The sequence below is a fragment of the Nocardia crassostreae genome, from assembly GCF_001613405.1.
Classification (GTDB): domain Bacteria; phylum Actinomycetota; class Actinomycetes; order Mycobacteriales; family Mycobacteriaceae; genus Nocardia; species Nocardia crassostreae.
In genome coordinates, this window is record NZ_BDCH01000011.1 from 119,424 (window position 1) to 145,991 (window position 26,568).

A 26,568-nucleotide genomic window follows, 5' to 3' on the forward strand; every position below is an offset into this window, starting at 1 on the left:
CTGGGCTGTGGGAGGATTCGTACGGTGACGAGCTCCTCCGGCGGCGCGGTTCGACTGTTGGGGGCGAACCGCTCGTTTCGGTTGCTGTGGACAGCGCGGTCGGTGTCGTTCCTGGGCGACTCGCTCAGCTTGGTCGCACTCATGCTGTACGTCGCGGATCACACCGGGCAGGCGCTGGCGGTGGCGCTGCTGTTGTTGGTGGGCGACTTCGCTCCGGCGCTGCTCGGGCCTTTCACCGGGGCGCTGAGCGATCGGTTCGACCATCGCCGGGTGATGGTGGTCTCGGAGTTGGCGCAGGGCGCGCTGCTGGTGATCATCGCGGTGTGGCTGTCCACGCTCGGCGCGCTGCTGGCACTGGTGGCTTTGCGGGCGATCGCGGGGCAGGTCTTCCAGCCCGCCTCGCGCGCGGTGGTGCCGTCCCTGGTGCGCGACCGGGAGCTGGAAAGCGCCAATGCCGCAATCGGATTCGGGACCAATGCGGGGGAGACCCTGGGCCCGCTGGTGGCCGCGCTACTGCTGCCGCTGGCCGGAATCCGGGGCGTGCTGCTGATCGACGCCGCGACCTTCGCCGTCTCCGCGGCGCTGCTGGCCTTCCTGCCGGTCCGGGCGGACGCATCCGCCCGCGTGCCCGGAGCCGCCGATTCCGCTGCGGCGGAGGTGGATTCCGGCAGCGCGGCGGTGCGGGAGCCGTCGCTGTGGTCGGAGACCCGGGCGGGCTTGCGCTATATCGCCGGTATGCCGATGTTGCGGGCCATCGGGTTCGGGTATTTCGCGATTGTCGCCTGCAACGGGATCGATGATGTGGCGCTGGTGTTCCTGGCCAAGGACACGTTGCACGGCGGGGATTCGGCGGTCGGTCTGTTGCTGTCGGCGGTCGGGATCGGGCTGCTGGTGGGCTATGCGCTGCTGGGCCGCGTTGCCGGGCGGGTATCGATGCCGGTGCTGCTCATCGCCGGTTTCGCCGTCAGCAGTGCCGGGAACCTGCTCACCGGGCTCGTCTGGGCGGTGGCGGCCGCGTTCGCGGTGCAGGCGACGCGCGGGCTGGGTATCGCCGCCATGGATGTGGCCGCCAATACGCTGATCCAGCGCACGGTTCCGGCCGCATTGCTGGGCCGGGTCTTCGGAAGCCTGTACGGCGCGATCGGTGTCGCGGCGGCGCTCTCCTATCTGGGTGGCGGTCTGCTGCTGGATCTCACAGATCCGCGCACCGCCCTCGTGGCGGCGGGCGCGGGCGGTTCGATAGCCACGCTCGCGACGGCCCTCGCGTTGCGGCGTTCCGGGTCGGCGCCGCATTCCGGCTGATTCCGCTGGTTGTGGGTCTTCCCACGGTTTGCGGGCGGCGTGGCGGGGATACCAACCAGAATGTGGCGCTTTGCACTATTGGCGCGGTTGTCGCGGGTGCGCAGCCGCTTCTCGGGTGCGAAGTTGCCCGCTACCGTGCCGTTCGATGCGCTCCCGACGAGCGCGCCGCTTAGGCTTCCTGGGAACTCGGAGCGGAGACGACGGCCGCTTCGGTGCGTAAACGGATGGATAGGGTGAATTCATGACGGCTAATGGCGGCGGAACCGAGTCGTGCTTCCGCACCGCGGTGGTGCCCGCGGCGGGGCTCGGCACGAGGTTCCTGCCCGCGACCAAGACGGTTCCTAAGGAGCTGCTACCGGTGGTCGACACCCCGGGCATCGAATTGGTCGCCGCCGAGGCCGCGGAATCCGGCGCCAATCGGCTGGTGATCGTGACCTCGCCCGGAAAAGACGGCGTGGTCGCGCATTTCGTCGAGGATCTGGTGCTGGAGAGCACCCTGGCCGAGCGCGGCAAGTTCCATCTGCTGGAGAAGGTGCGCAAGGCCCCGGCCCTGCTGGACGTGACCTCGGTGGTGCAGGAGGAGCCGCTGGGCCTGGGTCATGCGGTGGCACAGGCGGAATCGGCGCTCGATCCGGACGAGGACGCCATCGCGGTGCTGCTGCCCGATGATCTGGTGCTGCCCAGCGGCGTGCTCGGCGTCATGGCCAAGGTGCGCGCCAGTTACGGCGGTTCGGTGCTGTGCGCCATCGACGTGCCCAAGGAACAGGTCAGCGCCTACGGCGTCTTCGACGTGGAGGTGCCCGAGGGCGCGCCCGCCGATGTGCTGAAGGTCAACGGCATGGTGGAGAAGCCCGCCCTGGCCGACGCGCCGTCCACCTACGCGGCCGCGGGCCGCTATTTGCTCGATCGCGCCATCTTCGACGCGCTGCGCCGGATCACCCCGGGCGCGGGCGGGGAACTGCAGCTGACCGATGCCATTGCGCTGCTGATCGCCGAGGGACATCCGGTGCACGTGGTGGTGCATCGTGGGTCGCGACACGATCTGGGCAATCCGGGCGGTTATCTTCGTGCTGCGGTCGATTTCGCTTTGGAACGAGAGGAATACGGTCCGGCCCTGCGCGAGTGGCTCGAGCAGCGGCTGAGCCCGGGCTGGCAGAGCCACTGGACGGATCCGCAGCTGCCCTCTTGCGAATAGCGAAGTCCCCCGTGTGCGGGTGTGCAGTGTGCGAGATCAGGGAAGGGCGGCATGCGCTCGGTTGAGGACCAGCAGATCAAGGTGACCGCGGCGGCCGTCGCGCCGCGGCCGGTGCGGGTGGCCATTTCGGAGGCCCAGGGACTGCTGTGTGCCGAGGATGTGGTGACCGAGCAGCCGCTGCCGGGCTTCGATCAGGCGGCCATCGACGGCTATGCGGTGCGCAGTGTCGACGTGGCGGGCGCGGGCGCGAATATTCGCGACGAGGACGGCAATGCGGTGGATCTGACGCTGCCGGTGGTGGGTGAGGTGGCGGCGGGTTCCCGGCAGCCGATTCGCCTGCAGCCCCGGCAGACCGTCCGGGTGGACACCGGTGCGCCGCTGCCCACCCTCGCGGATGCCGTACTGCCGCTGGACTTCACCGATGGCGGCCGGGCCCGGGTCAAGGTGTACGAGCCGGTACGCTCGGGCGATTACGTGCGCCGCATCGGCGACGATGTGCAGCCGGGCGATCTGGCCGTGCGCGCGGGCACCATTATCGGCCCGGCGCAGGTGGGCCTGCTGGCCGCGGTGGGCCGGGACAAGGTGCTGGTGCATCCGCGTCCGCGGCTGTCGGTGCTGTCGGTCGGCGGTGAACTGGTCGATATCGACCGCACGCCCGGTCCGGGTCAGGTCTACGACGTGAACTCCTACGCCCTGGCCGCCGCCGCGCGCGACGCCGGTGCGGATGTGAACCGGGTCGGCATCGTGAGCGGTGATCCGAAGCGGTTGCGAGATGTGGTGGAGGGGCAGCTGGTTCGCTCCGAGGTCGTGGTGATCGCGGGCGCGGTCGGCGGCTGGGCCTCGGAGCAGATTCGCGAGGCCCTGGAGGGCCTGGGCGAGCTGGAGATCACCCGGGTGGCCATGCATCCGGGGTCGGTGCAGGGTTTCGGCCTGCTGGGCCGCGACGAGGTGCCGACCTTCCTGCTGCCCTCGAATCCGGTTGGCGCGCTGGTGGTGTTCGAGGTGATGGTGCGTCCGCTCATCCGGATCGCGCTGGGCCGCCGCCATCCCATGCGCCGGGTGGTGCGGGCCCGCACGATTCTGCCCATCGCCTCGATTCCGGGCCGCCGCGGTTACCTACGCGCCCAGCTCAATCGATCCGTATGTCACCGAGGTACGGACCGGTGACGAGGTGCGGGTCGCCTTCCTCGCGCAGCGCGGATAGGCATGGACATGAACGTCTTCCGGGCCGGTCAGCATCCCGGCTGGCCCGCGCATCTGGGACCGGTGCGGGTGGCCGCCGGTCAGGTCACCTTGCGGCCCATCAGATTGCGGGACGCGGCGGCGTGGAGCCGGATCCGCACCCGTGATCGGGAGTATCTGGAGCAGTGGGAGCCGACCGGCCGCGGGGCCTGGGAGGCGCGCAATCACGCCGGGAACTGGCCGTCGCTGTGGTCGAGCCTGAAGGCGGAAGCCCGCCGGGGCGCGATGATTCCGCTGGTGATCGAGGTGGACGGCAATTTCGGCGGGCAGCTCACGGTGGGCAATATCGTGCGCGGCGCGCTGCGTTCGGCGTGGATCGGCTACTGGGTGGCCAAGGATCTGAGCGGTCAAGGGGTGGCGACGGCGGCGCTGGCGCTGGGCCTGGACCACTGCTTCGGCGCGGTGGGGCTGCATCGGGTGGAGGCCACGGTGCGCCCGGAAAACCTTGCCAGCCAGGCGGTTCTGCGTAATGTGGGTTTCCGGGAGGAGGGTCTGCTGCGCCGTTATCTGGATGTGGACAATGCCTGGCGGGATCATCTGCTGGTGGCCATGACGGTGGAGGAGGTGTCCGGCACCGTGGTGGACAGGCTGATTCGCTCGGGCCGGGCCGCGCAGTCCTGACACTTGAGAAAACCGATCCGCCCGGTCTGTAAATAGTGTGACTACTGTGGCAGGTGTTGACGGCGCGCCTGCGGGTTATTCCTGAGGTACCGAATTACCCTACGGACGTCGGTGGTGTGTCCACAACACACGTCGAAGGGATAAACGCCAGGCGGGGACGGAGGTGCGAGCACGATGCCGAATTCGATCTTGTGGATCGGACTGGTCGTGCTCTGGGTCTTCGTGTTGTTCCCGATGCTGGCCGACCGGCATCCGCGCATCCGCCAGCACACCGAGGCCGCCCTGAGCACCAGGGTGTTGCATCGCGGGGATGCCAAGCGACGCACCAGAAAAGGTCCGGCCACCGGACATGACACCGACCCGGACTTACGTGCCGGTTCGCAGGAAGCATCACCACGATGATCCGGAGGATCGGATGACCAGATCGGACGACAGCCGCACGGCTGAATCGGACGACGAGGATTTCGACACCACCCGCGAACGCGATACGGAGAGCGGCACTTCCGCGACGGCGGCGGCCGAGATCGGCGCAGAGGCCGCCGCGGAGCCAACGGAAGCGGCGGCCGACGAGCCCGAGGACGATGCGGAAGACCGCGAATTCGACTCCGGGACAGCAGAATCCGAAGCAGAGGAACCGGAGCTCGCCGCCCGGGACCCCGATGCCGAACCCGCGGAGCCCGCTCCGCCCCGCCGCGCCGAGGCCCCCGCGCGGGCGCGCATGCCCGCGCTGCGCGACCGCGATCCCGAGGATGCCGAGGCGGACGAGCTCGACGAACCCGACGACCGGGCGGCCCGCGACGGATTCGACGACGAATCCGAGGACGAGGACGCGGATTTCGTGCCGACCAGACGCGGTCGCGGCGGCTACGACCCGGAGGCCGATGCCATTGCCCGCGCGGCCCGTTACACCTTCCGCCAGCGCGCCGTGCTGGGCCTGGTGCTGAGCACCCTGGCCTTCGGCGCCGCGGGCTTCGCGCTGTCGGCCGGATTGTGGTGGCTGTGCGCCCTTTCCGGCGTCGTGCTGGTCACCTACATGGCCTATCTGCGCCGCCAGGTGCGGCTGGAGGAGGATATTCGCCGCCGCCGCGTGGAGCGGCTGTCCCGCCGCCGCAAGCGCCAGGCCGAGGACGAGGAGCAGGCGCGCCGCGCTCCCGAGCTTCGATCGCGAGTCCGCGCGAACCCAGCTGCGCCGGGCGGTCCTGGTCGAACCCGATGACGAGGATCCGTCCTTCGATCACCTGGAGCTGTTCGACGCCGCCACCGCGCGCGCGGCCCGCAATCGGGCCTCGGGTGGCCGGGAACGCCACGCCGTGGGCGAATAGCTGCCGCTGACACGAAGAACGGGCGCCCGATCCGATCGGGCGCCCGTTCTTCGTCTGTGGCTGCTTACCAGTGCTGCGCGATCAGGACCTGTGCGCCCGGATCGACGGCATTGCCGGGATCGAGAAGGAGAATGGTGGATTCGCCGCCGTGCGCCGCGGCCTCGGCGAGGATCTGCTGATCGCTGGCGTAGGTGCTGCCGTCGGGCAGCGCGAGCCGGGATTCCGGATCCATTTCCACGCGGTGCCCGGTCGGCGGCACCAGGCCGTCGATGGCGCCCGGGATGGGGCTGTTGGCGACCGCAGCGGTCTCGCCCGGATTCAGGATCACACCGAAGCCGTTGTCGGTGCTGACGGGTGTGACCGCGGATGCCGCGCCCGCGCCGATCGTGACGGCGGCGGCCAGGCCGAGAACTCCGGTGGCGGCGACTGCGAGAGGATGGATGCGCATGAGGTGCTCGCTTTCTCGGAAGGGTCGGGAACGAGCCGGCTGTGCGCATCAGTTTGCATAGCTAATTGCTATTACCGGAAGGGCTTGTCCGCGCAATCACGAATTGCGGAACCAGTGATCCGGATCGCAATCCGCATCCGGAACGGCAGTTGAACGGCGGGGAGACAACGGAAGGGCCCGGCGACGGCCGGACCCTTCCGTAGCAATCGCTGGGCTACCGCGTGGTTACGGGAAGCTGCTTCTCGATGAGTTCGGCCAGGGTCCGCAGTTTGGCCGCGAATTCGCGGGCGGCCGCCGGATCGCCGGTGGAACCCTTCCCGACCTTCTGAGTGAGCGCGGTGAGCCGCGATTCGACGGTGCTGAACAGATCCGGGGCGCGGGAATTGTCCTCGGGCAGATCGCCGCGCAACCAGGACCGCAGCCGGTCCACCACATCGCCCTCGTCGTAGTCGTCCGGGAGCAGCGCCACGGCCTCCCGGAGCTTGCCCGCCGTCACCTTCACATCGGCGGCGAGGGTGGTGTAGACGGTGACCGCGGCGTCCTCGCCGTAGGCCGCCGCGACCGGCAGCAGTTCCCGGATCTGACCCTCGTTGATGGACGGGGCCAGCGGATGCAGCCGGGCCGCCAGCGGCCAGGCCCGGATCAGCTTGTGCGCGTAGGACCGCTGCATATCCCAGCGCTTCTCCACATAGTCGTCGAAGCTGGCGTGGTCGGCCCGGTAGAGGCGGCCGTCGCGCACGATCTGCAGCGCCCGCCCGGCGGTCCAGAACGCGACCTGCAGGGCGTCGATGGAGGCTTCGCAGACATCGAGCTGTTCGAGTTCCCCGGTGCTGAGCGGACCGTCGCCGGGCGCGGGCAGCGGCATGGTCAGCGCGCTCGGCGGATCGGCGGGCGGGGCTGCCACGACCGCGAGCGCCGGTGCGGGCGGCGGCGGTTCGTTCGCGGATTCGGCGGCGGGCGTCGCGCCCGGTCGCCATTCGGCATCCCGCAGCGGTGAGACCGGGGGAGTGTGCTAGGCCTCGTCGGCGAGCGGATTGCGCCCGGGCGCGGCGGTGCCGCCGCCGATGGAACTCTTGCGTCGCTGCGGCGGCATCAGGCGGGCACCTCCACCGGAACCCGCTCGGCCAGTGCGGCATCCAGGTACGGCTGGATGAGCTCGTCGCCGACCTGGCGGTATTCGCCCAGATCCTCGAGGGGATTCTCGGCCCCGTCGCCGACCTCGCCGTCGGCGGCCTCCCGGTACCACTTCCAGGCGCTGACATAGGACTCGAACACGTCGTACCCGGCGTCTTCGAGATTGCCGCGCTGCGAACGGTATTCGGTGGAGACATTGACGCCGTTCTTCATGGTGACCGGCACCTTGGTCATGAGCACGCGCACGCGAATGGCCCGGTCGCTCTCCGCGGCGGCCTCCTCGGCGGCCCGGTAGGTACTGGGCACGCGCTTGACCTCGGACGGGCTCACGCTGGTCACCAGCACGAGTTCATCGCTCTGCGGGACGGCGGCCTTGAAGATGTCGGCGGATTCACCGCCGACGTCGACGATGATGACGTCGTATTTCCCGGCATTGTCGGTGATGCAGTCGTTGACGTGCCGGGACGGAAAGGCGATGAGCTCGAACGGAACCGCGATATCGGCCTTCTGCAGCCGCCGGTACCAGGAGTAGCCGGTCTGACTGAGCGGGTCGGCATCGATGACCAGCACCCGCTGCTGATGGGCGGTGGCGAAATACGAGGCCAGGAAGAAGGCCGAAGTCGTTTTACCGACGCCGCCTTTGAGATTGCCGAGCGTGACCACGAGGGGCTCGGGGAGTTCGGGCAGTGCAACGGAATTCGTCATTGATCCTCCGGATGATGAGGAGGGCACTTGAACGCGATCAGTCTCACACGGAGCGCTCCGCGGGGCCCGGATTGCTCCGCTGTTTCGCGCGCATTTCTCCGAAATCGGGCTGTGTCCAATTGGACACAGCCGTAAATGTTTACGATTCCGTTATGAATAACATGTGTGTCATTCGTTGCAGCCCATGCAAAACGGGCGTTCCATGCAACGTGGATCTGCTGGGAGTGCCGAGATGTTCGTGATTGATGGACGGAAACCGAAGAGCTTCACGCTGAATCGGAGGACCGCATCATGGAAAGCATCGGGGACAGACAGTCGGTTCGTTTTCTTCCGCGACTGAGCTGGAAGGGCCTGGTGACAGGCTTGCTCGGCACAGCGGCCGTCGGTGCGGCGCTGATGTTCACCGCGGGTGAAGCCGAGGCCAGGCCGGTGACCATCCCGGGTATCGGGCAATTCGAAATGCCCGAGGGAATCGAATTCCGTCCCGTGACGATTCCGGGTATCGGTAATGTCGAGGTGCCGCACATGGTTTCGATCGACGAAACCGCTCCGGCCATTGCTCCGGAGATCATGCCGAGCGCGACAGCGGATTTCGAGACCGCGCCTTTCGAGACCGCGCCCGGAACGATTCCCGTCGCGGCGAATCCCGAATCGATGCCCGCGCCCCGGACCGATTCGACACCGGCCACTCCCTCCGCGCCCGCGGCTCCGGAATTCCGTTCGGTGACCGTCGACGGTCTCGGCGTCTTCTCCGTCCCGAACAGCCTGCCCCCGCTGGCCGGAATTCCGGGCGTGACCGATGCCGCCACCATTACTCCGGCACCGGCTCCGGCCGCGCCGAAGACCACCGGTGAGCGTGCGGTCGAGGCGGCCTACTCCAAACTCGGCGCGGGCTACAGCTCCGGCGGGTCGGGACCGGACGCCTTCGACTGCTCGGGCTTCGTACAGTGGTCCTACGCGCAGGCCGGTGTGGATCTGCCGCGCACTTCCTATTCGCAGCTGAATGCGGGAACCCCCGTCTCGATGGACGAATTGCAGCCGGGCGATCTGGTCTCCTTCTACGGCGGCGGCCACTCCGCGCTCTATGTCGGCGACGGTCAGGTCATTCACGCCTCCACCTACGGATCCGGCGTGAGGGTCTCTCCGATCGAGAACATGCCGGTGTCCGGAGCGCGGAGGTTCTAAGGTGCGGTATGAGCACGAGGACAACAGTTGCGGCAGTGCTCGCGGCGTTCACCTTCGCCGCGGTGTCGGTGGCCGGGGCCGCGCCCGCACAGGCCGCGCCCATCTGTCCGGGAGCAGGGCAGCCGACCGTCACGGTCGCGACTGTGGGCGGCGCCCTGGAGGGGCTGACGGTCGATGCGAACGGGCGAGCCTTCACCACCGATCTGATCAGCGGCCGGGTCTTCCGGATCGATGCGCCGGGTGCGCCGGCGGTGCCCATCGCCACGGTGCCCAGTGGCGGCGGCGGTGCGCCGACCTGGACTCCGGACGGGAAGCTGCTGGTCGGCTATGGCGCGGATGCGCGAGTGCTGCTCGGCGATGCCATCCGGCACGCGGGAATTGTGACGGTCGATCCGGATACCGGGGCCATGGCGCCCTATACGGCCGGGTTGAGCGCGGCGAACGGCATGGATGTGGTCGGGAACGGAATCGTCTACGCCACCAATGATTTCGGCAATCTCATCGGCCGGGTGTATCCGGACGGCGTGGTGCAGGCGGACTGGGCGAGCCTGCCCAGCGCGAACGGCGCGGTACTGAGTGGCGACGACCAATTCCTGTATGTGTCACGGTCGTTCGTGAATCCGGGCGTGAGCCGGATTCCGACGTTCGCCCCGTGGGCCCCGCAGTCGCTGCTGGATCTCGGCGGCGGTGATGTGCTCGCCGCTCCGGACGGGCTGACGCTGGATTCGCTGGATCGGCCGGTGGTGCCGCTCAATCCCTCGGGACAGGTGGTGCGCATCGACGCACCGCAGCAGTACTGCGTGCTCGGTTTCGGCAATCAGCTGACCAGCGTGGTCGGCTACGGTCGCGGCGATCGGGGCTTCGCGGCGGGTCGGTTGTTCGGGGCCACGTTCACCGGTGTCGTCTACGAGATTCCGGGCGGATTCGATCCGGACGCGCGCACCGCGACGCCCTGACGAATCGCGTCACCACAGATCGAACCTGTCCTGTTCCGCCGGGGCGGGCTGGGTGAGCATGCCGACGATCATGGCAATGATGTTGTCCTGCAACTCGATTCGCTCGGCAGCGGTGCCGAACGGCTGGCGCTCGTAGTCGGCGAGCAGTGCGAACATGGCCGTGCTCATGGCCGTGAGCCGGTAGCGGCGCAGCGCGGGGGACAGTTGCGGCATGGCGCGGTAGATCCGGTCGATGAGAATGCGGGTCGCGGGCCAGAACGTCTTGTCGTGCAGATTGCGGACGCCGACGGCCGGATGGGTGCGGGCCTGTTCGAGGAAGCGGGCGTAATGGGTGGAGCCCGCGGCATACGGAATATCGAAGAGCGGGCGGATCAGGATGCCGACGAGAATGCCTACGGAATCCGGTTTTCCGGACATCTCGTGCTCGGCGAGCAGGGCGGTGCGGCGGCTCTCCAGCGCGGGTTGATGGCGCTCGATTATGGCGGCGATGAGCCCGTCCCGATTGCCGAAGTGGTAGTGCACCGCGGAATTGTTGCGTTGTCCGGCGGCGACGGCGATATCGCGCAGGGCGACGTCGGGCCCGTGTTCGGCAATGGCGCGTTCACCCGCGAGGAGCAGGAGTTCGCGGGCGTCGGGGCTGGTCACCCGGGAACTATAGCGCTGCCCGGACCTGGTCCCGGAGAACGATTCCGGACGTTCTACCAGATCGCATACTGTTCGATATAAGGCGAACGCTACGTTGCGTTCGCAGCTTCGACAATGGCGTATTGCACTCAAAATCTGCTGAATGCCAACAAGATTCGTCAAGCATCCGGCCGATGACTGTGCATCCTAATGCAATCGGTTTGGGGCTGTGTTGCAATAAACGAAGCGGTTGCGCAACCGGGGACTGCTGCCGAAACCGAGATGAAGGAGGGGTGCCAGATGCCGGGTGGAAGACTCTCGCCCGATGACCGCCGGCTCATCGCCGCGGGTTTGTCGCAGGGACTCGGATATGCGGAGATCGCCCGGCAGTTGGGCCGTCCCACCTCCACCATCAGCCGCGAGGTGAGCCGCAACGGCGGGCCGGGGCGCTATCGCGCGGATCTCGCGCACGCGGCCACCGTGGTCCGTTCCCGGCGGCGGGTGCCCCGGGTCAAGCGGGTCGAAAAGCTCGCCGACGCCGACCGGTACGGGCGCAGCCCGGAGGTGATCGCCGAATTCGGCGCGCAGTTCGGGGAACTGTTCGCGCAGACCGGAATGCCCAAGATGGCGGCCGCGGTGCTGGCGCGCATCTACGCCGCCGACTCCGGCAGCGTCACCGCCGCGGAGCTGGTGGGATACCTGCGGGTCAGCCCCGCGACGGTGTCGGCGGCCGTCGGCTATCTGGAGAGTCAGGAGCTGATCCACCGCGAGCGCGATGCCGGGACCCGCCGGGATCGCTATTTCATCGACGAATTCGCTTGGTACCGAGCAACTCTCGCTGGCGCCAAGGCCAATGAACTGCTCGCCGCCAAGGCCCGGGAGGGCGCCGCCTCGCTCGGCCCGGGCACGCCCGCGGGTACCCGGCTGCTCGGGATGGGCGAGTACCTGGAGAAGGTCGGGCTGGACATGATCCGGTCGGCGGAGCGCTGGCGGGAACAACTCGGCGGGTGACAATTTACATACATACGGTATGTATGTAACAGTGTCGGGGTACCTCCGGCATTGGAGCAAGTCATGGCAACAAGCACTGCACTCGGCCGCGTCCACGAAGTCGATCTTCCGGGCGGCCGCATCAGGTACCACGACACCGGGGAGGGCGCGCCCGTCGTCTTCGTGCACGGCCTCCTCGTCAACGCCGATCTGTGGCGCAAGGTCGTACCGGGCATCGCGGCGGCGGGCCACCGCTGCCTCACCCCGGACTGGCCGCTCGGATCGCACGAAATCCCGGTCCCCACCGCCGATCTCATGCCCACGGGCCTGGCCGACCTGATCGCCGCCTTCCTGGAGCGCTTGGATCTGCGCGATGTCACGCTCATCGCCAACGACACCGGCGGCGCGATCACCCAGGTGTTGCTGACCCGCGACCGATCCCGCATCGGCCGGGTCGTGCTGGCTTCGGTGGACAGCTACGAGGGCTTCCTGCCGCAGCCTTTCACGGCGCTGCCGCTGCTGGCCCGCATTCCGGGTTCCATCCGCCCGCTGACCGAGGCGCTGCGCCTGCGCGCCCTGCACCGGCTGCCCGTGGCCTTCGGCTGGATCGTCAAACGCAATCCGCCGCGCGAGATCATCGACTCCTATCTGCTGCCCAGCCGCAATTCCGGCGCCATCCGCAAGGACCTGCGGCGGGTGCTGAAAACCCTGCACCGCCGCTACACCCTCGAGGCCGCGCGGCACTTCCCCGACATCGATATCCCGGTACTGCTGGCGTGGGCGCGTGCGGACAGGGTCTTCCCGGTCTCCTTCGCCGAGCGCCTCGCGAAGGATTTCCCGAACGCCACCCTGACCCTCATCGACGATTCGTACACCTTCCTTCCCGAAGACCAACCCGAGTTGCTCACCAGCGCGATCCTGGAGTTCACTCGCATGCATGCCACGTCGTAGCCAAGAGGATCGCTCGCGCACCACCCGGGCCGCGCTCGAGGCAGCCGGACGGCGGCTGTTCACCGAGCGCGGCTTCGCGAGCACCTCGGCACAGGACCTGGTGGCCGCGGCCGGGGTCACCCGCGGCGCGCTGCACCACCACTACGGCGACAAGCGCGGCCTGTTCCTGGCGGTCCTGGAGGAGATCGAACTCGAATCCACCGCCGAGATCGACAAGGCCATCGCCGCGGTCGATCCCGACGACGTACTCGGCGGCATGGCCGCCGGTATCGCCCTCTTCATGGAGATCTGCACCCGCCCCGACATGCTGCGCATCGTCCTGGCCGACGCCGTCTCCGTGCTGGGCTGGGAAGCCTGGCGCGAATTCGAACTCCGCCACGGCTTGGGCCTCATCACCGCCCAACTTGAGCGTGCCCGCGATGCTGGTCTCATCAACGAGGCCCCCATCCCCATGCTGGCCCAACTCCTGCTCAGCGCGATCAGCGAAGCCGCCCTGATCGTCGCCCACGCCGCGGACCCCGCCGCCGCCAAGGACCAAGCCCAGCGATCCCTGCTGCTCCTCCTCGCGGGCATCGTGCGCGCCTGATCGGATTCCGATCTGCCACTGGCAATCGCGTCAGGGTGCTGTCAGCCCGCTGTCAGCGCTCCTCGGCACAGTGCGATCGACACCGGAATCCCCCGGGCCCGCAGAGAAAGCCTCGAATTGCCATGTCGCTCCGCGCATTCACCTCGTCCACCACCCTTGCCGCCGCCGTCCTCGCCACCGCCGTCGGCCTTGCGGCGGGCACCGCCCAGGCCGCCCAGGCCGCCGATCCCACCGCCCGGATCTCCTACGCTCCCACCGCCGACGCCAAGGCCACCACCATTACCGCCGACTCCGGCTCGCTCGCCGTCGAGGACGGTGTGCTCGAGGTCAAGGCGGCCGACGGCAGCGTGGTCGCCGGAACCGAATTGACCTTCCGCGTAGACGAATACGTCTTCCCGATCGCCGCGGAGATCTCGGGCACGTCGGCCACCCTCACCCCGCAGCTCGATCCGGCCAAGGCCGTGTACCAGCCCGTCGCACTGCCTTTCGAGAACGAGGCCGGGTGGCGGACGCCCTACGAGCGTGAGCAGGCCGCCTGGTCGCGGATGGTCGGCACCATCGGGCTGGGCGTGAGTGTCGGCACCCTGGTCGGCGGAATCGGCGGGGCGGCCGTGGGATGCGTGCTCGGCGGTATTGCCGGAGCGACCGTGGCCGCCGCGACCATTATGGGCATGTTCGGGCCGTTCCTCCCGGCCGCGGCCGTCGGATGCCTGGGCGGGATCGCCGCCATCGGCGCACTGGGCGCCGTGGCCGGGCAGGTGCTGGTGACCGCGCCGGTCGCGATTGCCGCGGCCGCACAGTACTTCACGACCATCACTGCGCCGATGCCCGCCGCGCCCGCCAAGTAGAGCGCTCAGGCGGTGAGTGGGAGCTCGTAGTTCTCGAAACGGCCCGCGAGGGTGAGGCCGCTGAGTTCCAGTGCGGTGCGGGCGGTTTCATCCTCGAACTCGATGACGGTCAGCAGTTCGACGTGGGGGGCCTGGCGGCGGAGTTCGACGACGAGGGCGCCGAACAGGGCGGCCAGGGTGGCCGGGTCCATATCGGCGGGGTGGGACAGGGATTCGCCGATATTGACGTAGGCGTCGGTGTCCATGATGGCGGCGCGGACACTGGCCGCGGCGGTGTCGACGGTCAGCTCCAGGGGCGTGTCCTCCGGCCCGTCACCGGTATCGGCCAGGGTGCTCACCGGTTCCAGGGGCGGAAGGCTCTGCGGGGCTTGCCAATCGGTGGGGGCGGCGGTCCAGGTGCGCGCGTACTCGGCGGTGGTCCGGGCGTCGAGCGCGATGGCGGCCCGCCCTTCGGGACCGGTGTTCTGGCCTTCCCAGCGCAGCACCGTATAGCCCTCGGAGCGGGCGTGATCGGCGCACTGCCGGATGAGCCCGCCGATGATGTCGGTCTCCTCGGCGGTGGCGGGCGCCATATCGTAGTAGCCCGCCACCATGGCGCGGATGATCCGCGGGGCGTACGCGGCCTGCACCCAGGCGGCCGTCGGGGAGCTGGCGTGGAGTTCGGCGAAGCCGAGCAGTTCGCCCGCGCGCCGCGCGCAGACCGCGCCCAGCATGTCCAGGTCCGGATCGTCGATGCCGTCGGCCGCCGTATGGCCGGGCATCAGCTCCTCGGCGTAGCAGTCCGCCGCGTCCGCACCGTACGTCCACTGGAATTCGATGGCCACGCCTCGACTCTAGACAGCTGATCGCCGCAGGTAGCGGTTCCGTCGGCCGGGCGCGCCGCGCCGGACCGTCACTGTGCGCGCACCCCCAGATCACGGCAGGCGCGGGCGGCGCTCTCCAGCGCGCCTTCGATCCAGGCGCGGCCCCGGGTGGAGGTGCCGTCTCCGGCGAAGGCGAGGCGGCCGTCCATTTCGGTGGTCCGGGTATCGGGTCCGATCTCGACGGCCTGGCCGGGCATATAGACCGCGGCCTCGCCGTCGGCCCAGCGGTCCGAAGCCCAGGAGTGCGAGGCGAATCCGCCGGTCCAGGTCTCCCGGACCCGCGGGCCGTGCACCTCGCCGAGATGGTCGAGGCATTCGGCGGCGCGTTCGGCGGGGCTGAGCGCATCCCAGGCGCGGGCATCGTCGGCCCAGGTGTAGGAGGCGATGAGCACGCCGCCCTCCCCGTCGGGATGGGAGGGGTAGACGGTCAGCCGGGTCGGCGCGTCGGTGACATCGGTGCCGCCGTTGCCGGGCCACCAGCGCGCGCCGAATTCCAGGAAGGTCTTGGTCGCGGCGTCGTAGTGCAGTTCGGCGATGGCGCGCTGCTTGCCGTAGGGCAGTGCGGGTTCGAACGATACGTGCCGCAGCAGGGTGAACGGCGCGGTCACCAGCACCCGATCGGCCTCGACGGTGTCGTCCTGCGGTCCGTAGGTGACGCGCATCCGGTGGCCGCGGCCGTCGACGGCGGTCACCTCCGCGCCGGTGCTGATCTACGCGCCCGCCGACCGGGCCGCTTCCGCCAGCGCCATGGTCAAACCCTCGGTGCCGCCGACGATTTCGAGCAGTTCGGTATTCGGCGCGAGATTGTGCGCGGTCATCAGGTTGTGCGTCATGCTCAGCCCCATGCGGGCGGTGAGCCCCTCGGTGGAGCCCACATAGTCGATGTGCGCCTCCGAATGTCCCTGTCCGAGCAGCCATTCCCGCAGCGACATCTCGTCGTGACGGGCCAGGTAATCCGCCCATTCGTCCACCCCGGCGCCGGGGCCGACACCGGCCTCGGTCAGCGCGTCGTCCAGAATGGCCCGCCCGCGCTGTGGCTCGATGCCGAACAGATCGGTAATGGGCTGGGGATCCTTCTCGTATTCGGATCGCGTCACCGACACGTGCCCGACGGTGATCCGCCGCTCCGGATTGGTCATGAGGAACGGCCGGGTGGCGACGCCCAGCTTGGTCAGCACGCCGGTCACCAGGGTGTGCGAGGCGGGAATGCGCATGGCCCCGGCCTCCCCGTGCCCGCCGGTGCGGCCGAAGGGTTCGCGCAGGGTGCGAATGCGCCCGCCCACCCGGTCCGAACCCTCCAGCACCCGCACCCGATGCCCGGCGCGCGCCATGATCCAGGCGGCGGCCAGTCCGGAGACGCCCGCGCCCACGATGACGACCTCGCCTGCGTTCGGCTGATGCCGCGGGCCCGGCCCGGTCAGCAGTTTCTGATACCGCGCCCGCAGATTGCGGCCGTCGTCGTCCACGCCGACGATGTCCTGGGCCACCAGTCGCGCGCGCTCCCGCTTGTAGACGGGCACCTCGGCCGCCGTCGTGCGCACCTCGTGCTGCCGATCGGTGACGAAGGCGCCGCCCGCCGCGCCCAGCGCCACACCCACCGTGCCGATGGCGGCCATGCGCAGTATGTCCCGTCTGCTGCGGGTGTCATCGCCCACGAAAGCAACTCCTCCGATGGCGCAGGTTGATTTGCTGTCAGTTTGCAGCAAATCGGGCGCGGAGTGGTTCATTGCGGGCCGGGGAGTCTGCCCGGGCCGGGTCGCAGGCATGTCCGCTGATGTCAATGCTCTGGCGAACCATGTCGCAATCGGTTGCGGCACTCCGTCTTACGGTCGGGAGGTAGGTCTCTCCCGAGGAGGGTGTCTGGTGCCACGACCGCGCCGCATTGTCAGAATCCTGTCGACCACGGCCGCCGCCGTCCTGTTCGCGCTGGCGGGACCGGGGGCGACGCCCGCCTCGGCCGATCCGTATCCGGATCCGCAGCCGCCGGATCCCACCTATCCCTTCGCTCAGGTCCTGACCCTGCTGGAGGGCACAGTCCGGGACGCCACCGCGCCCGGCATGCTCGACTACTTCGTCAAGGCCGGGATCATGACCAGCGCGGGCCAGATCGCCCAGCCCTTCCTGGAGTTCACCAAGCCGGATATCTACGGGACCACCGAGGGCCAGACGCAGGCGCTCGTCGGTGCGCAGAGGATCTGGGACGCGCTGACCCACACGCCGCCGTTCAGTCTCGGCTTCCCGCCGCATCCGGACTATCTGCCGGACTGGAATCGCAATGGCAAGTTCGGCATCGAGGACACCGCCGGGCAGGTGCTCATCGCGGGCGATTCCGATGCCATGGTCGACGACAACTACAGCGATGCGGCCTTCCAGGATGCGAACTTCCGGTACCCGTGTCTCAACAGCGACGGCAGTGTCTTCTACGAGACCCTCGAAGGCGGTTGTGCGGCAGCCGATTCCGGTTCCGAGTTCAAACTCGGCACGGTCCGGAAATTCAAGGTCGTGAACTCGCGCGGCATCCCGCTGGCGGGCAAGGTGTGGATGCCCCATGGCGCCGAGGAATCCGATCAGCGGTATCCGGTGGCCATCGGCCTGCCCGGTGCGGCCGAATCCCAGACCGATATCGGCATGTACGCCCAGTCCGCGGCGCGCGCGGGCTATATGTCCTTCACCTTCTCCCAGGCCGGACAGCCCGGCAGCGAGGGCAATGCGCTGGACCTGGTGCTGCCGCTGCTCACCGTGGAGGACTGCTTCGCGCCCGGTTCCTGCCGCGATGCGCAGGACGTCACGCGGTGGGTCTTCGGCGAGGACATCACGCCGGTCGTCGATCTGGGCAATGAGCTCGGCAATCTGCTCACCGGACAGGTGCCGCGCCTGGTGCGCAGCAATCCCTATTACGAACCGGTCGGCCACAATACGCGCAATCCGTGGCTCGGCATGCTCGATCTCGAGCATGTGAACCTCTGGGGCCAGTCGGTCGGCTCGATCGGGGTCACCAACTACCTGAACTGGCAGGACAAGGGGCACGGCATCGACGGCCGACCGCTGCTGCGGGTTAGCTCGGTGGTCGGCATGTCCGGGTTCGCCGGTATCCGCCCGGCCTCCGCGCCGCTGCAGATGCAGACCGCCGATCTCGACATCCCAGTTCCCTCCGGCAATTTCACCAACTTCTATCAGCCCTTCTTCAATCCGACCGACGGCCCGTTTGGCACCAAGGACCGTTACGACAATCTGCTGCGCAGCGGGCGCAGCCAGCCGGTGCAGCTCATCGTCTACGAGGCGGGCAGCCACGGTGATTCGATCAACTGGGTGGGCGTACCACGTAATCTGCGCTCGCCGAAGCTGTCGGTGCACTACTTCCTCAACTGGTTCGACTGCTACGGCAAGGGAACCGGTGATACCGAGGCGGCGTGCGGCGCACTACTGGAAGCGCAGCCGGGCTTGTCGCGCGCGGTCGCCACAGAGTACGCGCCGGATGGTTCGGCCGGTCCGAGCTACTGCTTGACGATTCCGGATCGAGCCACCCTCGGGCAGATCATCCGGCCGGAGGTGTTCATCCAGAACCTCACCGGGCCGGGCAAATACGACTGCGTCCGGAAGAGCTGAAAGCGATGGGCATGCGACTTCTCACGACCGTGCGCCGGGTACGGCTGCTGTGCGCGACCGGCTCGGCGGCGGTGCTGATCCTGGGTGGATCGGCGGGCACACTGGCGGATCCGGGCGAATCCATTGCCGCCGAGGAGGTTTCCGGATCCTCGGCGCCGAATCCCCTCTTCCGGGAATCGGTGCAGTACAACGCGGGCGGTCTCGGCCCGGCCGTCGGCTCGCAGACCATGGCGACCGGTGACTTCGATAACGACGGGCACATGGATGTGGCCGCCACCGGCGTGATCGACGGCGTGGCCGTCATGTTCGGCGACGGAACCGGCGCCTTGCGGCGAAATCAGTTCGTGCACACCGAGGTCGGCGCGAATGCCGTCGCGGTGGCCGATCTGCGCGGCACCGGGAACCTCGACATCGTGGTGTCGAACTTCCTGAGCATCGCGGTGCTGTTCAATGACGGCAACGGCAATTTCACGGTGGACCGCACCTATTCGCGAGACTTCAATCCGCACACCACCTATCGCACCGGCGGCATTGTCTTCGGGGTCGCGCTCGCCGATTTCGATCATGACGGCGCGGTCGATCTGGCATTCAACAATCTGGTCCCGGTGCCCGGCGGGGCGGGCATCATGCGCAATGACGGTCGGGGCCATTTCGCCGCACCGCAGTGGTACGGGGTCGGGCTGGGCAAGGGCAGCGTGGTCTCCGCCGATGTCGACAACGACGGGTGGGCCGATCTGGCCTTCCACGATCTCGGCACCTCGGGGATATGGGTGATGGTGAACGACCGGCGCGGCGGATTCCTCGCGCCCCGGTGGAATTTCGCGGCCCTGCCCAGCGAGGACCTGAAACTGGCCGATGTGGACGGCGACGGCAACCAGGACCTGGTCACCGCGAATATCGGCGCGTTCAGCGCGAGCGTCCACTACGGCGACGGGCGCGGCAATTTCGGGCCGCCCAACCTGGTCGGCCCGGCCCTGGCGCCCTGCGCGGTGGCCATCGGCGATTTCGACGGTGACGGCAGCAACGATCTGGCCGCCATGCAGTACCTGCCGTCCACGGCGGTGATCTTCAAAGGTGACGGCCGCCGGGGCTTCGCCTACGTCGAACAGCACACCATCGGGCTCGGGCCGCAGGCCGCCGCCACGGTGGACCTGAATGCCGACGGATATCCGGATCTGATCACCATGAGCAGCCTGTCCGAGGATGTCGCGGTACTGCTGAACCGGAGCGGGGAGCGGGGCTGAATCATGCGGAAATACTGTGCGGCAGCGCTGTTCGCCGCCGGAGCGCTCGCGCTCGCGATGGTGCGGAGCGCACCGGCCGATGCGGTTGAGCCGACGCTGTCCTGGGGCACGAGCGTGGGCGGCACCAGCCTCAACCATTTCACCACCGCACCCGATGGCGCATTGTTCGACGGCGATGTGGTGACGCTGATTCCCGGGGTGCGACCGGCAATCCTCGGCGTGCTCGCGGATGCGAGGCCCTTCGACAACACCTGCGCGGTAGCGAATTTCGTATTCTATCCGAAATCGGGCGCGCCGGAGACCGTTCCGGTGGGGACATCGTGCGGTACCCCCATGACCTATCTGGTGACCGCCGCGAATCCCGCGGGGGAGTACGCGGAAATGTGTGGTGTCGTGACCGTCGCCGAGCAGCGCACCGAAACCTGCTTCCGCTTACCCAATGACACCGGTGACGCCACCGTGGCGAAGACCGATGCGCCGTCGCTGCTGCCGCCGTTCAACTTCACTGTCAATATCCTCGGTTTCGACTTCAAGCACACCAACCAATTCCCGGCCGGAGTCACCTTCGACGGCGCGGTGTGGTCGCTGCATCCGGAATGGCGGGTGCTGACCATCGGCTGGCTGGCGGATATGGCGCCGTTCATCGACGCCAACTGTGCCGAGGGCGCGCTGGTGTTCGAGACGAAAACCGGTGCGCAGGAGGTGCATCCGCTGGCCACACAGTGTTCGAATGGATACATCTTCGGTGTGCTGACCGATTTGCCCGCCAAGGAGTACAGCCGTGTCTGCATGTCCTCGGCGACCGTGGGCGATCGCGGTCAGCGGGCCTGCTTCCGCTTCATCAATTGATATGCGCCCGGTCGCCAGATCAGGACGGCGGCCGGGCCGGTGTAATTCCGGGAAAACAGCGGTGCAGCCGCTCGACATATCGGCGCACCGCCGACAGTTCGGCATTGAGTGCGCGCCGCGCATCCACGGTGGGCGCCGTCTGCATTCGCCGCGTCAGCGTCGCAATGTGTCTTTCCAGCTCACCCAGAAAGATCCTGGCCTGCGCTAACTCCGGATCCTCCGGGTTGTCGTGCATATCGCCGAAGTATTCCATGCGCCCGCCTTTCGTGCCGTCCGAATGCATGCCGTCCATACGGAATTCACGGGACGTGTTGCCGCAGGAAGGCATGCGCCGCGGCGAATACCGACCGCGGCGCTTCGAGTTGCGGCCAGTGGCCGATATTGTCCAGGCTGACGATGTCCGGTTCGGGGACGAGTTCGCGGTAGCGCGCGGCCATATGCGCACCGGAATTGGGATCGACCGGGCCATTGATCAAACGCATGGGGACGGCCCCGCGGACCAGTGGTTCGACCCAGCGATCACGGAAGGCCTTGCGCTCCACATTGAATCGGCTCACCCGGTGATTGACGAATCGGCCGTTGCCGTGGAACAGCACCTCGAGCAGCGCGCCCATCTCGTCGCCGGTGGGTTTGGTGTCCGGGCCGAACATCTCCCGCACCGCGGCCGCCGCGACCGCGGGCGGCGTGAGCGGGCCCAGTACGTCACCCAGCGGCGATTGCAGCAGTCGCTGCACCGGCCGCGGCCGGTAGACCTCGTAGAACAGACCGCCATTGAGGAATACGACCGCGTCGACGGCGGGCTTGCCCGCGGGCTCCGCGAGGCGGCGGGCCAGCATTTCCTGGGCCACGGTCAGGCCGAGGTCGTGGGCGAGCAGCAGGGTGCGGTCCACACCCAGTCGCCGGAGCAGGGCCTCGTGCATATCGGCGTGCTCGAACACGCTGTAGTCATGCCGGACGGGCTTGTCGGAGAAGCCCATTCCGAGCATGTCCGGGGCGATCACGTCGTAGTGCGCGGTGAGATCGTCCCAGATGCGATGCCAGTCATAGGAGTTGAACGGATAGCCGTGCACCAGCAGCAGGACCGGCCCGCTGCCCGCGCGGCGATAGAAGATGCAATGACCGCCGTGCTCGAAATGGTCGCCGTGCGCCAGCCAGTCCGCGAGTTCGGGTCTCATCGTCGATCTCCCAACGCCGTGCCGCTGTCTCGATCCTGCCCCATGCGCGGCGCCGTTGTCAGCGGCGCAGACCCATCGATGCCGCGATGATGCGTTCCATGACCGCACGCGGCAGCAACCGGCGCACCGCGAACAGCACCGGCGCATTGCTGCCCACCGCGTAGAGCGGCTGCGGGCGCTGCGCCTCGACGGCCTTGCGGATGGTGACACCCACCTTCGCCGGGGTGATGCCCTTGGCCTGCTGCTCGTCGAGTTTGGCCATGAAGCGCGTGAACTCGCCGAGGTGCGGGGACTGCTCGTGCACGTATTTAGTGCGACGCTCACGCAGGCCGGAATCGACCTGGCCGGGTTCCACCGTGGTGATCCACACGCCGAACGGGGACTCCTCGAAACGCGCCGCCGTCGCGAAGGCGCGCAGCGCGGCCTTGGTGGCCACATACGACGAGCGGTAGGGCATGGGGAAGCTGCCCAGCATGGACCCGACCATGACCACGCGCCCGTAGCCGCGCTCGCGCATACCAGGCAGCACGGCCGCGGTGAGCGCGACCGGGCCGAGCACATTGAGCTGGAACAGCCGTTCGACGGCCTCGGCGGGCAGTTCCGCCAGCGGTCCGGCCTGGCTCTCCCCGGCATTGTTGACCAGCACGTCGACGGCCCCCAACCCGGCGGCGAAGGCATCGATCGAGGCGGCGTCGGTCAGGTCGAGCGCGCGGTATTCGACGCCCGGAACGCGATCGGCCTCCGCGATGGTCTCGGGTTTGCGGCTGGTTCCGATCACCTGGTATCCGTGGCTCGCCAGCTCCGCGGCGGTGGCCTTTCCGATACCGGACGATGCGCCGGTGACGACGGCGATACGGGCCATGAGAGCTCTCTCCTCGAATCGGTGTAGTTCACTGGAAACGTACTTCCTCTGAAAGGAACTCTCCCATGGGAACTCTCGATGGCAAGGTCGCCATTGTCTCCGGGTCCGGTCGCGGCATCGGCCGGGAGATCGCGCTGAAACTCGCCTCCGAAGGCGCGCTGGTCGTGGTCAACGATATGGACGCCGATCCGGCCAAGGAAACCCTCGCCGCCATCGAGGCCGCGGGCGGGCGCGCGGTGCCGTGCATCGGCAGCGTCACCGAGGAGGGCTTCGCCGAGCGCTTCGTGCAGACGGCCGTGGACGAGTTCGGCGGGCTCGACATCATTGTCAACAATGCGGGCTACACCTGGGATTCGGTCATCCAGAAGATGACCGACGACCAGTGGGACGCCATTCTCGACGTGCATCTCAAGGCCCCGTTCCGGATTCTGCGCGCCGCCCAGCCGGTCATCTCCGCGGCGGTGAAGCGGGCCAAGGAGGCGGGCGAGCCGGTGCCGTGCCGCAAGGTCGTCAATATCTCCTCGCTGGCGGGCACGGGCGGCAATGCGGGACAGGCGAACTACTCCGCGGCCAAGGCGGGCATCCTCGGGCTGACCCTGGCCATGACCAAGGAGTGGGGCCGCTACAACGTGACGGTGAATGCCGTGGCCTACGGCATGATCCGGACTCGGCTGACCGAGGCCCCGGCCGGTGGCAGCACCATCGACGTGCAGGGCAAGGAGATCAAGGTCGGGGTCAATCCGAATCTGCTGGCCGCCATGGAGCAGATGATCCCGCTGGGCCGCGCGGGCACGCCCGCCGATGCGGCCGGTGCCGTCTACCTGTTCTGCATTCCGGAGTCGGACTACATCAGCGGGCAGACCCTGATCTGCGGCGGCGGCTTCAACCTCTGACGGTGTCCCGGTAGGCGATTGCCTTGTCGGGCAATCGAACTCTTTACAGCCATCGTGGAGTGAGTGTACAGTCACTCACATCGCAAGAGTGATTGCTCAGTCACTCACCCCGGCTACAGGAGAACCGTCATGTCCCAACCGTCCACCTCTCGCATCGTCCTCGACAATCGCCTGTCCTACCTAGGCTTCGGCGCGGCCTGGTTGGTCGGCCACGGGGCGACCGCCCTCGCCAACGGCGAAAATCCGCTGGTCGCAATGCCTTCCGCGCTACCGTCGGCACTGCTCGTCGGCGGGATGCTGGTGGCCATGATCGTCACCGGCGTGGTGAGCGCCCGGGCCCAGCGCGGGGCCACCGGATCCGATGCCGTCGTCGGCAATCTGCTCGCCGCCTCCTGGGCGGTCGGCTTCGGGGCGCTGTTCATCGTGATCACCGCGCTGTCCTCGGCCTTGAACAATCCGGCCGTGGAATCGCTGCTGTGGCCCGCGGGATCCGGCCTGGTCGTCGGATTGCTCTATCTCGCAGGCGGATCCGCCTACCGCGATGTGCAGCAGTACGCCCTCGGCTCCCGGCTCGCCCTGATCTCCGCGGCCGCGCTGTTTCTCGGCGGCGTCTCCGCGTACTGGCTGCTCGCCCTGGCGGGCGGCGGCGCCTACCTGCTCGCCGCGGCCCTCGAACCCCGCCGTCGCGCCGCGGTTCTCGCCGAGCGGCGGCGCTGCGCCGTGGCGGTTCCGGCCTGATCGCACCGAAGCGCCCATCGACCGTCAGCGGACGGTCGGTGGGCGCAGCTGGATTTCGGCGATCAGTGCGCGGTGGTCGGCGCCGGGCACGGCGATCGTTTCCACCGCGGTCGCATGCCCATCGGCCACCAGGATGTGATCGATGCCGACCAGGGGCGGGAACGTCTTGTCCGTCGGATAGGTCACCAGATGTCCCGCCCCCGCCTGCTCGGCGGCGTCGCCGAACCGTCCGGAGAGCATCCGGCGGAACTGCGCGTGGTCGAAGGTCGCATTGAAATCCCCACCGGCAATGGCGGGCCGATCCGCCGGGGATCGGTCGAGAATCGCTCGCAGCCGGGACAATTCGTCGTCCCAGACCCGGGTGCTGTACACCGGCGGCACCGGATGGAAGGCGTACACCGTGACCGGACCCGCACCCGGTATGGTCGCGGTCGCCGAAAGCTGGTTCAGCACATAGCCGTCGTATTCGACGGTGTCGGACAGCGGGTAGCTGCTCCAGATTCCGGTGCCCGCCGCGGTGCGGCCGGGGGAGAGATACCGGTGTGGGAGCAGCTGATCGAGCCCAGCCCGGCCGAGCCCCTCGATCGCCGCGGAGGTGAGCTCGTTGACGGTGAGCAGAGTGACCTTCCGTTCGCGGACCTCGTCCACCAGGGCTTGCGGATCCGCCCCGTCGAACAGCAGATTGGCCTGCATGACCGTCACCGGCTGCCCGTCCGAGCCGCCGCGGTCGAGGTAGAGCGGGGCCTGGGTCCACACGCCGAGGCCGAGCACGAGCACCGCCACCCCGGCCCCGATCCACTGCCGCAGTCCCGCGAATACCGCCGCCCCGACCAGCGCGCCGATCATGAGGTAGGGCGCCACGGAGGCCGCCAGCACCAGCGGTTCGGCCGATGACCGGTTGAAATGCACCGCGACTCCGATGAGCCCCGCCACCGTCGCCGCGCCCGCCACCGGCTCCGACCCGCACCACCTTCGACTTCACGATCACCACTCTGGCAGGAGCCGGTGGCGGGTGCGGGACGGGACCCGGCGGTCGGATCAGTCGGCGGCCGTCTGCGCCTGGAACATCCAGCGGAGCTTCTCAAGCTCGGCGGTCATGCCGATGGGCAGATCCTGGGTGACCGGATCCGCGGTGGCGGTGGCCTCGATATGTCCGCGCAACTGGCGGATCGTGGTGTCGAGGCGGCCGACGATCAGCTCGACCACGACACGGTCGGCCAGATACCCGGCCGGAAAGGCGGGTGCGCCTGCGGCGACGGTCGCGGCCCGGCCGTCCGGTGAGATGCCCAGCGCCGCAGCGCGTTCGGCCACCGCATCGGCGAACTGGCGGCTGCTGTCGACCAATTCGTCGAGTTGCAGATGCACCGAGCGGAAGTGAGGGCCGACGACATTCCAGTGCGCCTGCTTGGCGGTGAGTCCCAGATCGATGAGGTCGGTCAGGGCTTCCTGGAGGACGACGCCGACGACCTTGGTCTCGGCCTTGCCGATGGTGCTGGTGATGGAGCCCTTGGGCAGCGTGCTGGTCACGATAGCTCCTTTCGGGATCTACCCGGATTCGTTTTCTGGAATAATTCCAGATTATGCGCGAAGGGTGGGGTCGGCCAGCATTCCGAAGATGACCTCCAACACATCGCTGTGCTGGGGTTTTTCAGCGAAAGTCGATGGTGGCGACCATGCGGCGGGCCAGGGACTCGGGGGCGTCGTCGGCCAGGCTGGAGTCGACCAGCGCGCCCTCGTGCCAGAGCGAGGCGAAGCCGTGCACCAGGGACCAGGCCGCCAATTGCGCATCCCGTTGGTGGCGGGGCGTGTCCTCGGGGCGCAGGGCGGTGACGCCGGTGCGGAGGGCGGCTGCGGAGCGATTGCGCGCGGCCGCCAGCTCCGGATTGTCGGCGTGCAGGAGTTCGCGGCGGAACATCACCTCGAAGTGGCCCGGATGCCGCAGGGCGAAGGTGATGTAGGCGACGGCCACCTCGCGGAAGTCCCCGGCCGCGGCCTTGAATTGTGTTGCCAGCAGGGTGAATCCATCGATCGCCAGGGCGGTCAGCAGCCCGGCGCGATCGCCGAAGTGATGGGCGGGGGCGGCGTGTGAGACCTCGGCGCGGCGCGCCAGGCCGCGCAGTGAGAGGGAGTCCACGCCTTCGGTGGCTATCTGGTCGGCGGCGGCCGCGAGGATGGTCGCCTGTAGATCTCCGTGGTGGTAGCCGGTTTTCGCCATGGGTCGATACTGGC

29 protein-coding genes and 1 pseudogene are annotated in these 26,568 nt (G+C 68.3%); 17 read left to right on the plus strand and 13 right to left on the minus strand.

All coding sequences use genetic code 11. The annotated features are described in order from the left end of the window. The first annotated feature begins 24 nt into the window (after window positions 1–24). The 6 genes and pseudogenes from NC4_RS06075 to NC4_RS06100 all read left to right on the plus strand — a co-directional run bounded on the left by NC4_RS06075 (window position 25) and on the right by NC4_RS06100 (window position 5,576). Window positions 25–1,302, plus strand: coding sequence for an MFS transporter (locus NC4_RS06075; RefSeq protein ID WP_218020921.1), 1,278 nt, complete (start codon window positions 25–27; stop codon window positions 1,300–1,302). 241 nt (window positions 1,303–1,543) lie between these two features. Beyond that, window positions 1,544–2,497, plus strand: a complete 954-nt coding sequence (locus NC4_RS06080) for a UTP--glucose-1-phosphate uridylyltransferase (protein ID WP_067533504.1) — start codon at window positions 1,544–1,546, stop codon at window positions 2,495–2,497. A 51-nt stretch (window positions 2,498–2,548) separates the two neighbouring features. Further along, window positions 2,549–3,701, plus strand: a pseudogene (glp, locus tag NC4_RS06085) (molybdotransferase-like divisome protein Glp). Between the two features lie 8 nt (window positions 3,702–3,709). Next, window positions 3,710–4,360 carry a GNAT family N-acetyltransferase gene (locus NC4_RS06090; protein ID WP_067533868.1) on the plus strand — a complete coding sequence of 217 codons (651 nt, stop codon included), beginning with the start codon at window positions 3,710–3,712 and terminating at the stop codon, window positions 4,358–4,360. A 174-nt stretch (window positions 4,361–4,534) separates the two neighbouring features. Beyond that, complete coding sequence (locus NC4_RS41310) at window positions 4,535–4,762, plus strand: SepX/GlpR family protein (protein WP_174566833.1); 228 nt, start codon at window positions 4,535–4,537, stop codon at window positions 4,760–4,762. A gap of 13 nt (window positions 4,763–4,775) precedes the next feature. Then, on the plus strand, window positions 4,776–5,576 hold the full coding sequence (locus tag NC4_RS06100; protein WP_067533520.1) for a SepX/GlpR family protein: 801 nt from the start codon (window positions 4,776–4,778) through the stop codon (window positions 5,574–5,576). A 170-nt stretch (window positions 5,577–5,746) separates the two neighbouring features. Here the strand turns inward: NC4_RS06100 and NC4_RS06105 are convergent, their stop codons facing one another. From NC4_RS06105 to NC4_RS42210, 3 genes are all read right to left on the minus strand, one after another. After that, complete coding sequence (locus tag NC4_RS06105; protein ID WP_067533523.1) at window positions 5,747–6,130, minus strand: hypothetical protein; 384 nt, start codon at window positions 6,128–6,130, stop codon at window positions 5,747–5,749. 214 nt (window positions 6,131–6,344) lie between these two features. After that, window positions 6,345–7,034, minus strand: coding sequence for a hypothetical protein (locus NC4_RS06110; RefSeq protein ID WP_067533526.1), 690 nt, complete (start codon window positions 7,032–7,034; stop codon window positions 6,345–6,347). 188 nt (window positions 7,035–7,222) lie between these two features. Beyond that, on the minus strand, window positions 7,223–7,969 hold the full coding sequence (locus NC4_RS42210; RefSeq protein WP_067533529.1) for a ParA family protein: 747 nt from the start codon (window positions 7,967–7,969) through the stop codon (window positions 7,223–7,225). Between the two features lie 354 nt (window positions 7,970–8,323). Here NC4_RS42210 and NC4_RS42215 point away from each other — a divergent pair, with 354 nt between their 5' ends. Together NC4_RS42215 and NC4_RS06125 are read left to right on the plus strand one after the other, a co-directional pair. Continuing rightward, window positions 8,324–9,154 carry a C40 family peptidase gene (locus tag NC4_RS42215; RefSeq protein WP_245721517.1) on the plus strand — a complete coding sequence of 277 codons (831 nt, stop codon included), beginning with the start codon at window positions 8,324–8,326 and terminating at the stop codon, window positions 9,152–9,154. 8 nt (window positions 9,155–9,162) lie between these two features. Continuing rightward, window positions 9,163–10,110, plus strand: coding sequence for an SMP-30/gluconolactonase/LRE family protein (locus NC4_RS06125; protein ID WP_067533532.1), 948 nt, complete (start codon window positions 9,163–9,165; stop codon window positions 10,108–10,110). Between the two features lie 9 nt (window positions 10,111–10,119). Here NC4_RS06125 and NC4_RS06130 read toward each other — a convergent pair whose 3' ends face one another. Beyond that, window positions 10,120–10,755 carry a TetR family transcriptional regulator gene (locus NC4_RS06130; RefSeq protein WP_067533535.1) on the minus strand — a complete coding sequence of 212 codons (636 nt, stop codon included), beginning with the start codon at window positions 10,753–10,755 and terminating at the stop codon, window positions 10,120–10,122. A gap of 279 nt (window positions 10,756–11,034) precedes the next feature. On the opposite strand from NC4_RS06130, the gene NC4_RS42225 reads away from it, so the two are divergent. From NC4_RS42225 to NC4_RS06150, 4 genes are all read left to right on the plus strand, one after another. Then, window positions 11,035–11,745, plus strand: coding sequence for a GbsR/MarR family transcriptional regulator (locus NC4_RS42225; protein ID WP_067533538.1), 711 nt, complete (start codon window positions 11,035–11,037; stop codon window positions 11,743–11,745). A gap of 63 nt (window positions 11,746–11,808) precedes the next feature. After that, the gene (locus NC4_RS06140) at window positions 11,809–12,675 is read left to right on the plus strand and encodes an alpha/beta fold hydrolase (protein ID WP_067533541.1); all 867 of its coding nucleotides are present in this window, start codon (window positions 11,809–11,811) and stop codon (window positions 12,673–12,675) included. Further along, on the plus strand, window positions 12,662–13,261 hold the full coding sequence (locus NC4_RS06145; protein WP_067533544.1) for a TetR/AcrR family transcriptional regulator: 600 nt from the start codon (window positions 12,662–12,664) through the stop codon (window positions 13,259–13,261). Before NC4_RS06140 ends, NC4_RS06145 begins: the two co-directional genes overlap by 14 nt. Before the next feature lie 122 nt (window positions 13,262–13,383). Beyond that, window positions 13,384–14,109, plus strand: coding sequence for a DUF8020 domain-containing protein (locus NC4_RS06150; protein ID WP_067533547.1), 726 nt, complete (start codon window positions 13,384–13,386; stop codon window positions 14,107–14,109). 5 nt (window positions 14,110–14,114) lie between these two features. Here NC4_RS06150 and NC4_RS06155 read toward each other — a convergent pair whose 3' ends face one another. The 3 genes from NC4_RS06155 to NC4_RS06165 all read right to left on the minus strand — a co-directional run bounded on the left by NC4_RS06155 (window position 14,115) and on the right by NC4_RS06165 (window position 16,627). Further along, window positions 14,115–14,933, minus strand: a complete 819-nt coding sequence (locus NC4_RS06155; RefSeq protein WP_067533550.1) for a hypothetical protein — start codon at window positions 14,931–14,933, stop codon at window positions 14,115–14,117. A gap of 68 nt (window positions 14,934–15,001) precedes the next feature. Next, window positions 15,002–15,682, minus strand: coding sequence for a flavin monoamine oxidase family protein (locus NC4_RS06160; RefSeq protein WP_305781632.1), 681 nt, complete (start codon window positions 15,680–15,682; stop codon window positions 15,002–15,004). Next, the gene (locus NC4_RS06165; RefSeq protein WP_067533556.1) at window positions 15,683–16,627 is read right to left on the minus strand and encodes a flavin monoamine oxidase family protein; all 945 of its coding nucleotides are present in this window, start codon (window positions 16,625–16,627) and stop codon (window positions 15,683–15,685) included. A 208-nt stretch (window positions 16,628–16,835) separates the two neighbouring features. Between NC4_RS06165 and NC4_RS06170 the strand changes: the two genes are divergently transcribed. Genes NC4_RS06170 through NC4_RS06180 form a run of 3 tightly spaced genes read left to right on the plus strand, consistent with a single transcriptional unit; the run spans window position 16,836 to window position 20,671 of the window. Beyond that, a complete protein-coding gene (locus NC4_RS06170) occupies window positions 16,836–18,578 on the plus strand; it encodes an alpha/beta hydrolase family protein (protein WP_067533559.1) in 1,743 nt (580 codons plus the stop codon). A 5-nt stretch (window positions 18,579–18,583) separates the two neighbouring features. Beyond that, complete coding sequence (locus NC4_RS06175; RefSeq protein ID WP_067533562.1) at window positions 18,584–19,822, plus strand: FG-GAP repeat domain-containing protein; 1,239 nt, start codon at window positions 18,584–18,586, stop codon at window positions 19,820–19,822. A gap of 3 nt (window positions 19,823–19,825) precedes the next feature. After that, window positions 19,826–20,671 carry a hypothetical protein gene (locus NC4_RS06180; protein WP_067533565.1) on the plus strand — a complete coding sequence of 282 codons (846 nt, stop codon included), beginning with the start codon at window positions 19,826–19,828 and terminating at the stop codon, window positions 20,669–20,671. A gap of 19 nt (window positions 20,672–20,690) precedes the next feature. Here the strand turns inward: NC4_RS06180 and NC4_RS06185 are convergent, their stop codons facing one another. Genes NC4_RS06185 through NC4_RS06195 form a run of 3 tightly spaced genes read right to left on the minus strand, consistent with a single transcriptional unit; the run spans window position 20,691 to window position 22,708 of the window. Then, a complete protein-coding gene (locus NC4_RS06185; protein ID WP_067533568.1) occupies window positions 20,691–20,924 on the minus strand; it encodes a hypothetical protein in 234 nt (77 codons plus the stop codon). Window positions 20,925–20,970: 46 nt separating this feature from the next. After that, window positions 20,971–21,846 carry an alpha/beta fold hydrolase gene (locus NC4_RS06190; RefSeq protein ID WP_067533571.1) on the minus strand — a complete coding sequence of 292 codons (876 nt, stop codon included), beginning with the start codon at window positions 21,844–21,846 and terminating at the stop codon, window positions 20,971–20,973. A gap of 58 nt (window positions 21,847–21,904) precedes the next feature. After that, entirely contained in the window at window positions 21,905–22,708 is an 804-nt protein-coding gene (locus NC4_RS06195) for an SDR family NAD(P)-dependent oxidoreductase (protein ID WP_067533574.1), read from the minus strand. Between the two features lie 65 nt (window positions 22,709–22,773). On the opposite strand from NC4_RS06195, the gene NC4_RS06200 reads away from it, so the two are divergent. Beyond that, complete coding sequence (locus NC4_RS06200; RefSeq protein WP_067533577.1) at window positions 22,774–23,601, plus strand: SDR family NAD(P)-dependent oxidoreductase; 828 nt, start codon at window positions 22,774–22,776, stop codon at window positions 23,599–23,601. Between the two features lie 129 nt (window positions 23,602–23,730). Then, complete coding sequence (locus NC4_RS06205) at window positions 23,731–24,339, plus strand: ABC transporter permease (protein WP_067533580.1); 609 nt, start codon at window positions 23,731–23,733, stop codon at window positions 24,337–24,339. A 24-nt stretch (window positions 24,340–24,363) separates the two neighbouring features. Here the strand turns inward: NC4_RS06205 and NC4_RS06210 are convergent, their stop codons facing one another. From NC4_RS06210 to NC4_RS06220, 3 genes are all read right to left on the minus strand, one after another. Continuing rightward, on the minus strand, window positions 24,364–25,290 hold the full coding sequence (locus NC4_RS06210) for an endonuclease/exonuclease/phosphatase family protein (protein WP_067533583.1): 927 nt from the start codon (window positions 25,288–25,290) through the stop codon (window positions 24,364–24,366). A gap of 87 nt (window positions 25,291–25,377) precedes the next feature. Then, window positions 25,378–25,866: a Dps family protein gene (locus tag NC4_RS06215; RefSeq protein ID WP_067533586.1), complete on the minus strand. Its 489-nt coding sequence runs from the start codon at window positions 25,864–25,866 to the stop codon at window positions 25,378–25,380. Window positions 25,867–25,987: 121 nt separating this feature from the next. Beyond that, window positions 25,988–26,554 carry a TetR/AcrR family transcriptional regulator gene (locus NC4_RS06220; RefSeq protein WP_067533873.1) on the minus strand — a complete coding sequence of 189 codons (567 nt, stop codon included), beginning with the start codon at window positions 26,552–26,554 and terminating at the stop codon, window positions 25,988–25,990. Window positions 26,555–26,568: the final 14 nt, after the last annotated feature.

Bases quoted from the DNA above. Each gene is read 5' to 3' on its own strand.
- NC4_RS06080 (WP_067533504.1), top strand. From the start codon at position 1,544: ATGACGGCTAATGGCGGCGGAACCGAGTCGTGCTTCCGCACCGCGGTG.
- NC4_RS06090 (WP_067533868.1), top strand. From the start codon at position 3,710: ATGAACGTCTTCCGGGCCGGTCAGCATCCCGGCTGGCCCGCGCATCTG.
- NC4_RS41310 (WP_174566833.1), top strand. From the start codon at position 4,535: ATGCCGAATTCGATCTTGTGGATCGGACTGGTCGTGCTCTGGGTCTTC.
- NC4_RS06100 (WP_067533520.1), top strand. From the start codon at position 4,776: ATGACCAGATCGGACGACAGCCGCACGGCTGAATCGGACGACGAGGAT.
- NC4_RS06105 (WP_067533523.1), bottom strand. From the start codon at position 6,130: ATGCGCATCCATCCTCTCGCAGTCGCCGCCACCGGAGTTCTCGGCCTG.
- NC4_RS42210 (WP_067533529.1), bottom strand. From the start codon at position 7,969: ATGACGAATTCCGTTGCACTGCCCGAACTCCCCGAGCCCCTCGTGGTC.
- NC4_RS06125 (WP_067533532.1), top strand. From the start codon at position 9,163: ATGAGCACGAGGACAACAGTTGCGGCAGTGCTCGCGGCGTTCACCTTC.
- NC4_RS42225 (WP_067533538.1), top strand. From the start codon at position 11,035: ATGCCGGGTGGAAGACTCTCGCCCGATGACCGCCGGCTCATCGCCGCG.
- NC4_RS06140 (WP_067533541.1), top strand. From the start codon at position 11,809: ATGGCAACAAGCACTGCACTCGGCCGCGTCCACGAAGTCGATCTTCCG.
- NC4_RS06145 (WP_067533544.1), top strand. From the start codon at position 12,662: ATGCCACGTCGTAGCCAAGAGGATCGCTCGCGCACCACCCGGGCCGCG.
- NC4_RS06150 (WP_067533547.1), top strand. From the start codon at position 13,384: ATGTCGCTCCGCGCATTCACCTCGTCCACCACCCTTGCCGCCGCCGTC.
- NC4_RS06175 (WP_067533562.1), top strand. From the start codon at position 18,584: ATGGGCATGCGACTTCTCACGACCGTGCGCCGGGTACGGCTGCTGTGC.
- NC4_RS06180 (WP_067533565.1), top strand. From the start codon at position 19,826: ATGCGGAAATACTGTGCGGCAGCGCTGTTCGCCGCCGGAGCGCTCGCG.
- NC4_RS06185 (WP_067533568.1), bottom strand. From the start codon at position 20,924: ATGGAATACTTCGGCGATATGCACGACAACCCGGAGGATCCGGAGTTA.
- NC4_RS06190 (WP_067533571.1), bottom strand. From the start codon at position 21,846: ATGAGACCCGAACTCGCGGACTGGCTGGCGCACGGCGACCATTTCGAG.
- NC4_RS06195 (WP_067533574.1), bottom strand. From the start codon at position 22,708: ATGGCCCGTATCGCCGTCGTCACCGGCGCATCGTCCGGTATCGGAAAG.
- NC4_RS06200 (WP_067533577.1), top strand. From the start codon at position 22,774: ATGGGAACTCTCGATGGCAAGGTCGCCATTGTCTCCGGGTCCGGTCGC.
- NC4_RS06205 (WP_067533580.1), top strand. From the start codon at position 23,731: ATGTCCCAACCGTCCACCTCTCGCATCGTCCTCGACAATCGCCTGTCC.
- NC4_RS06220 (WP_067533873.1), bottom strand. From the start codon at position 26,554: ATGGCGAAAACCGGCTACCACCACGGAGATCTACAGGCGACCATCCTC.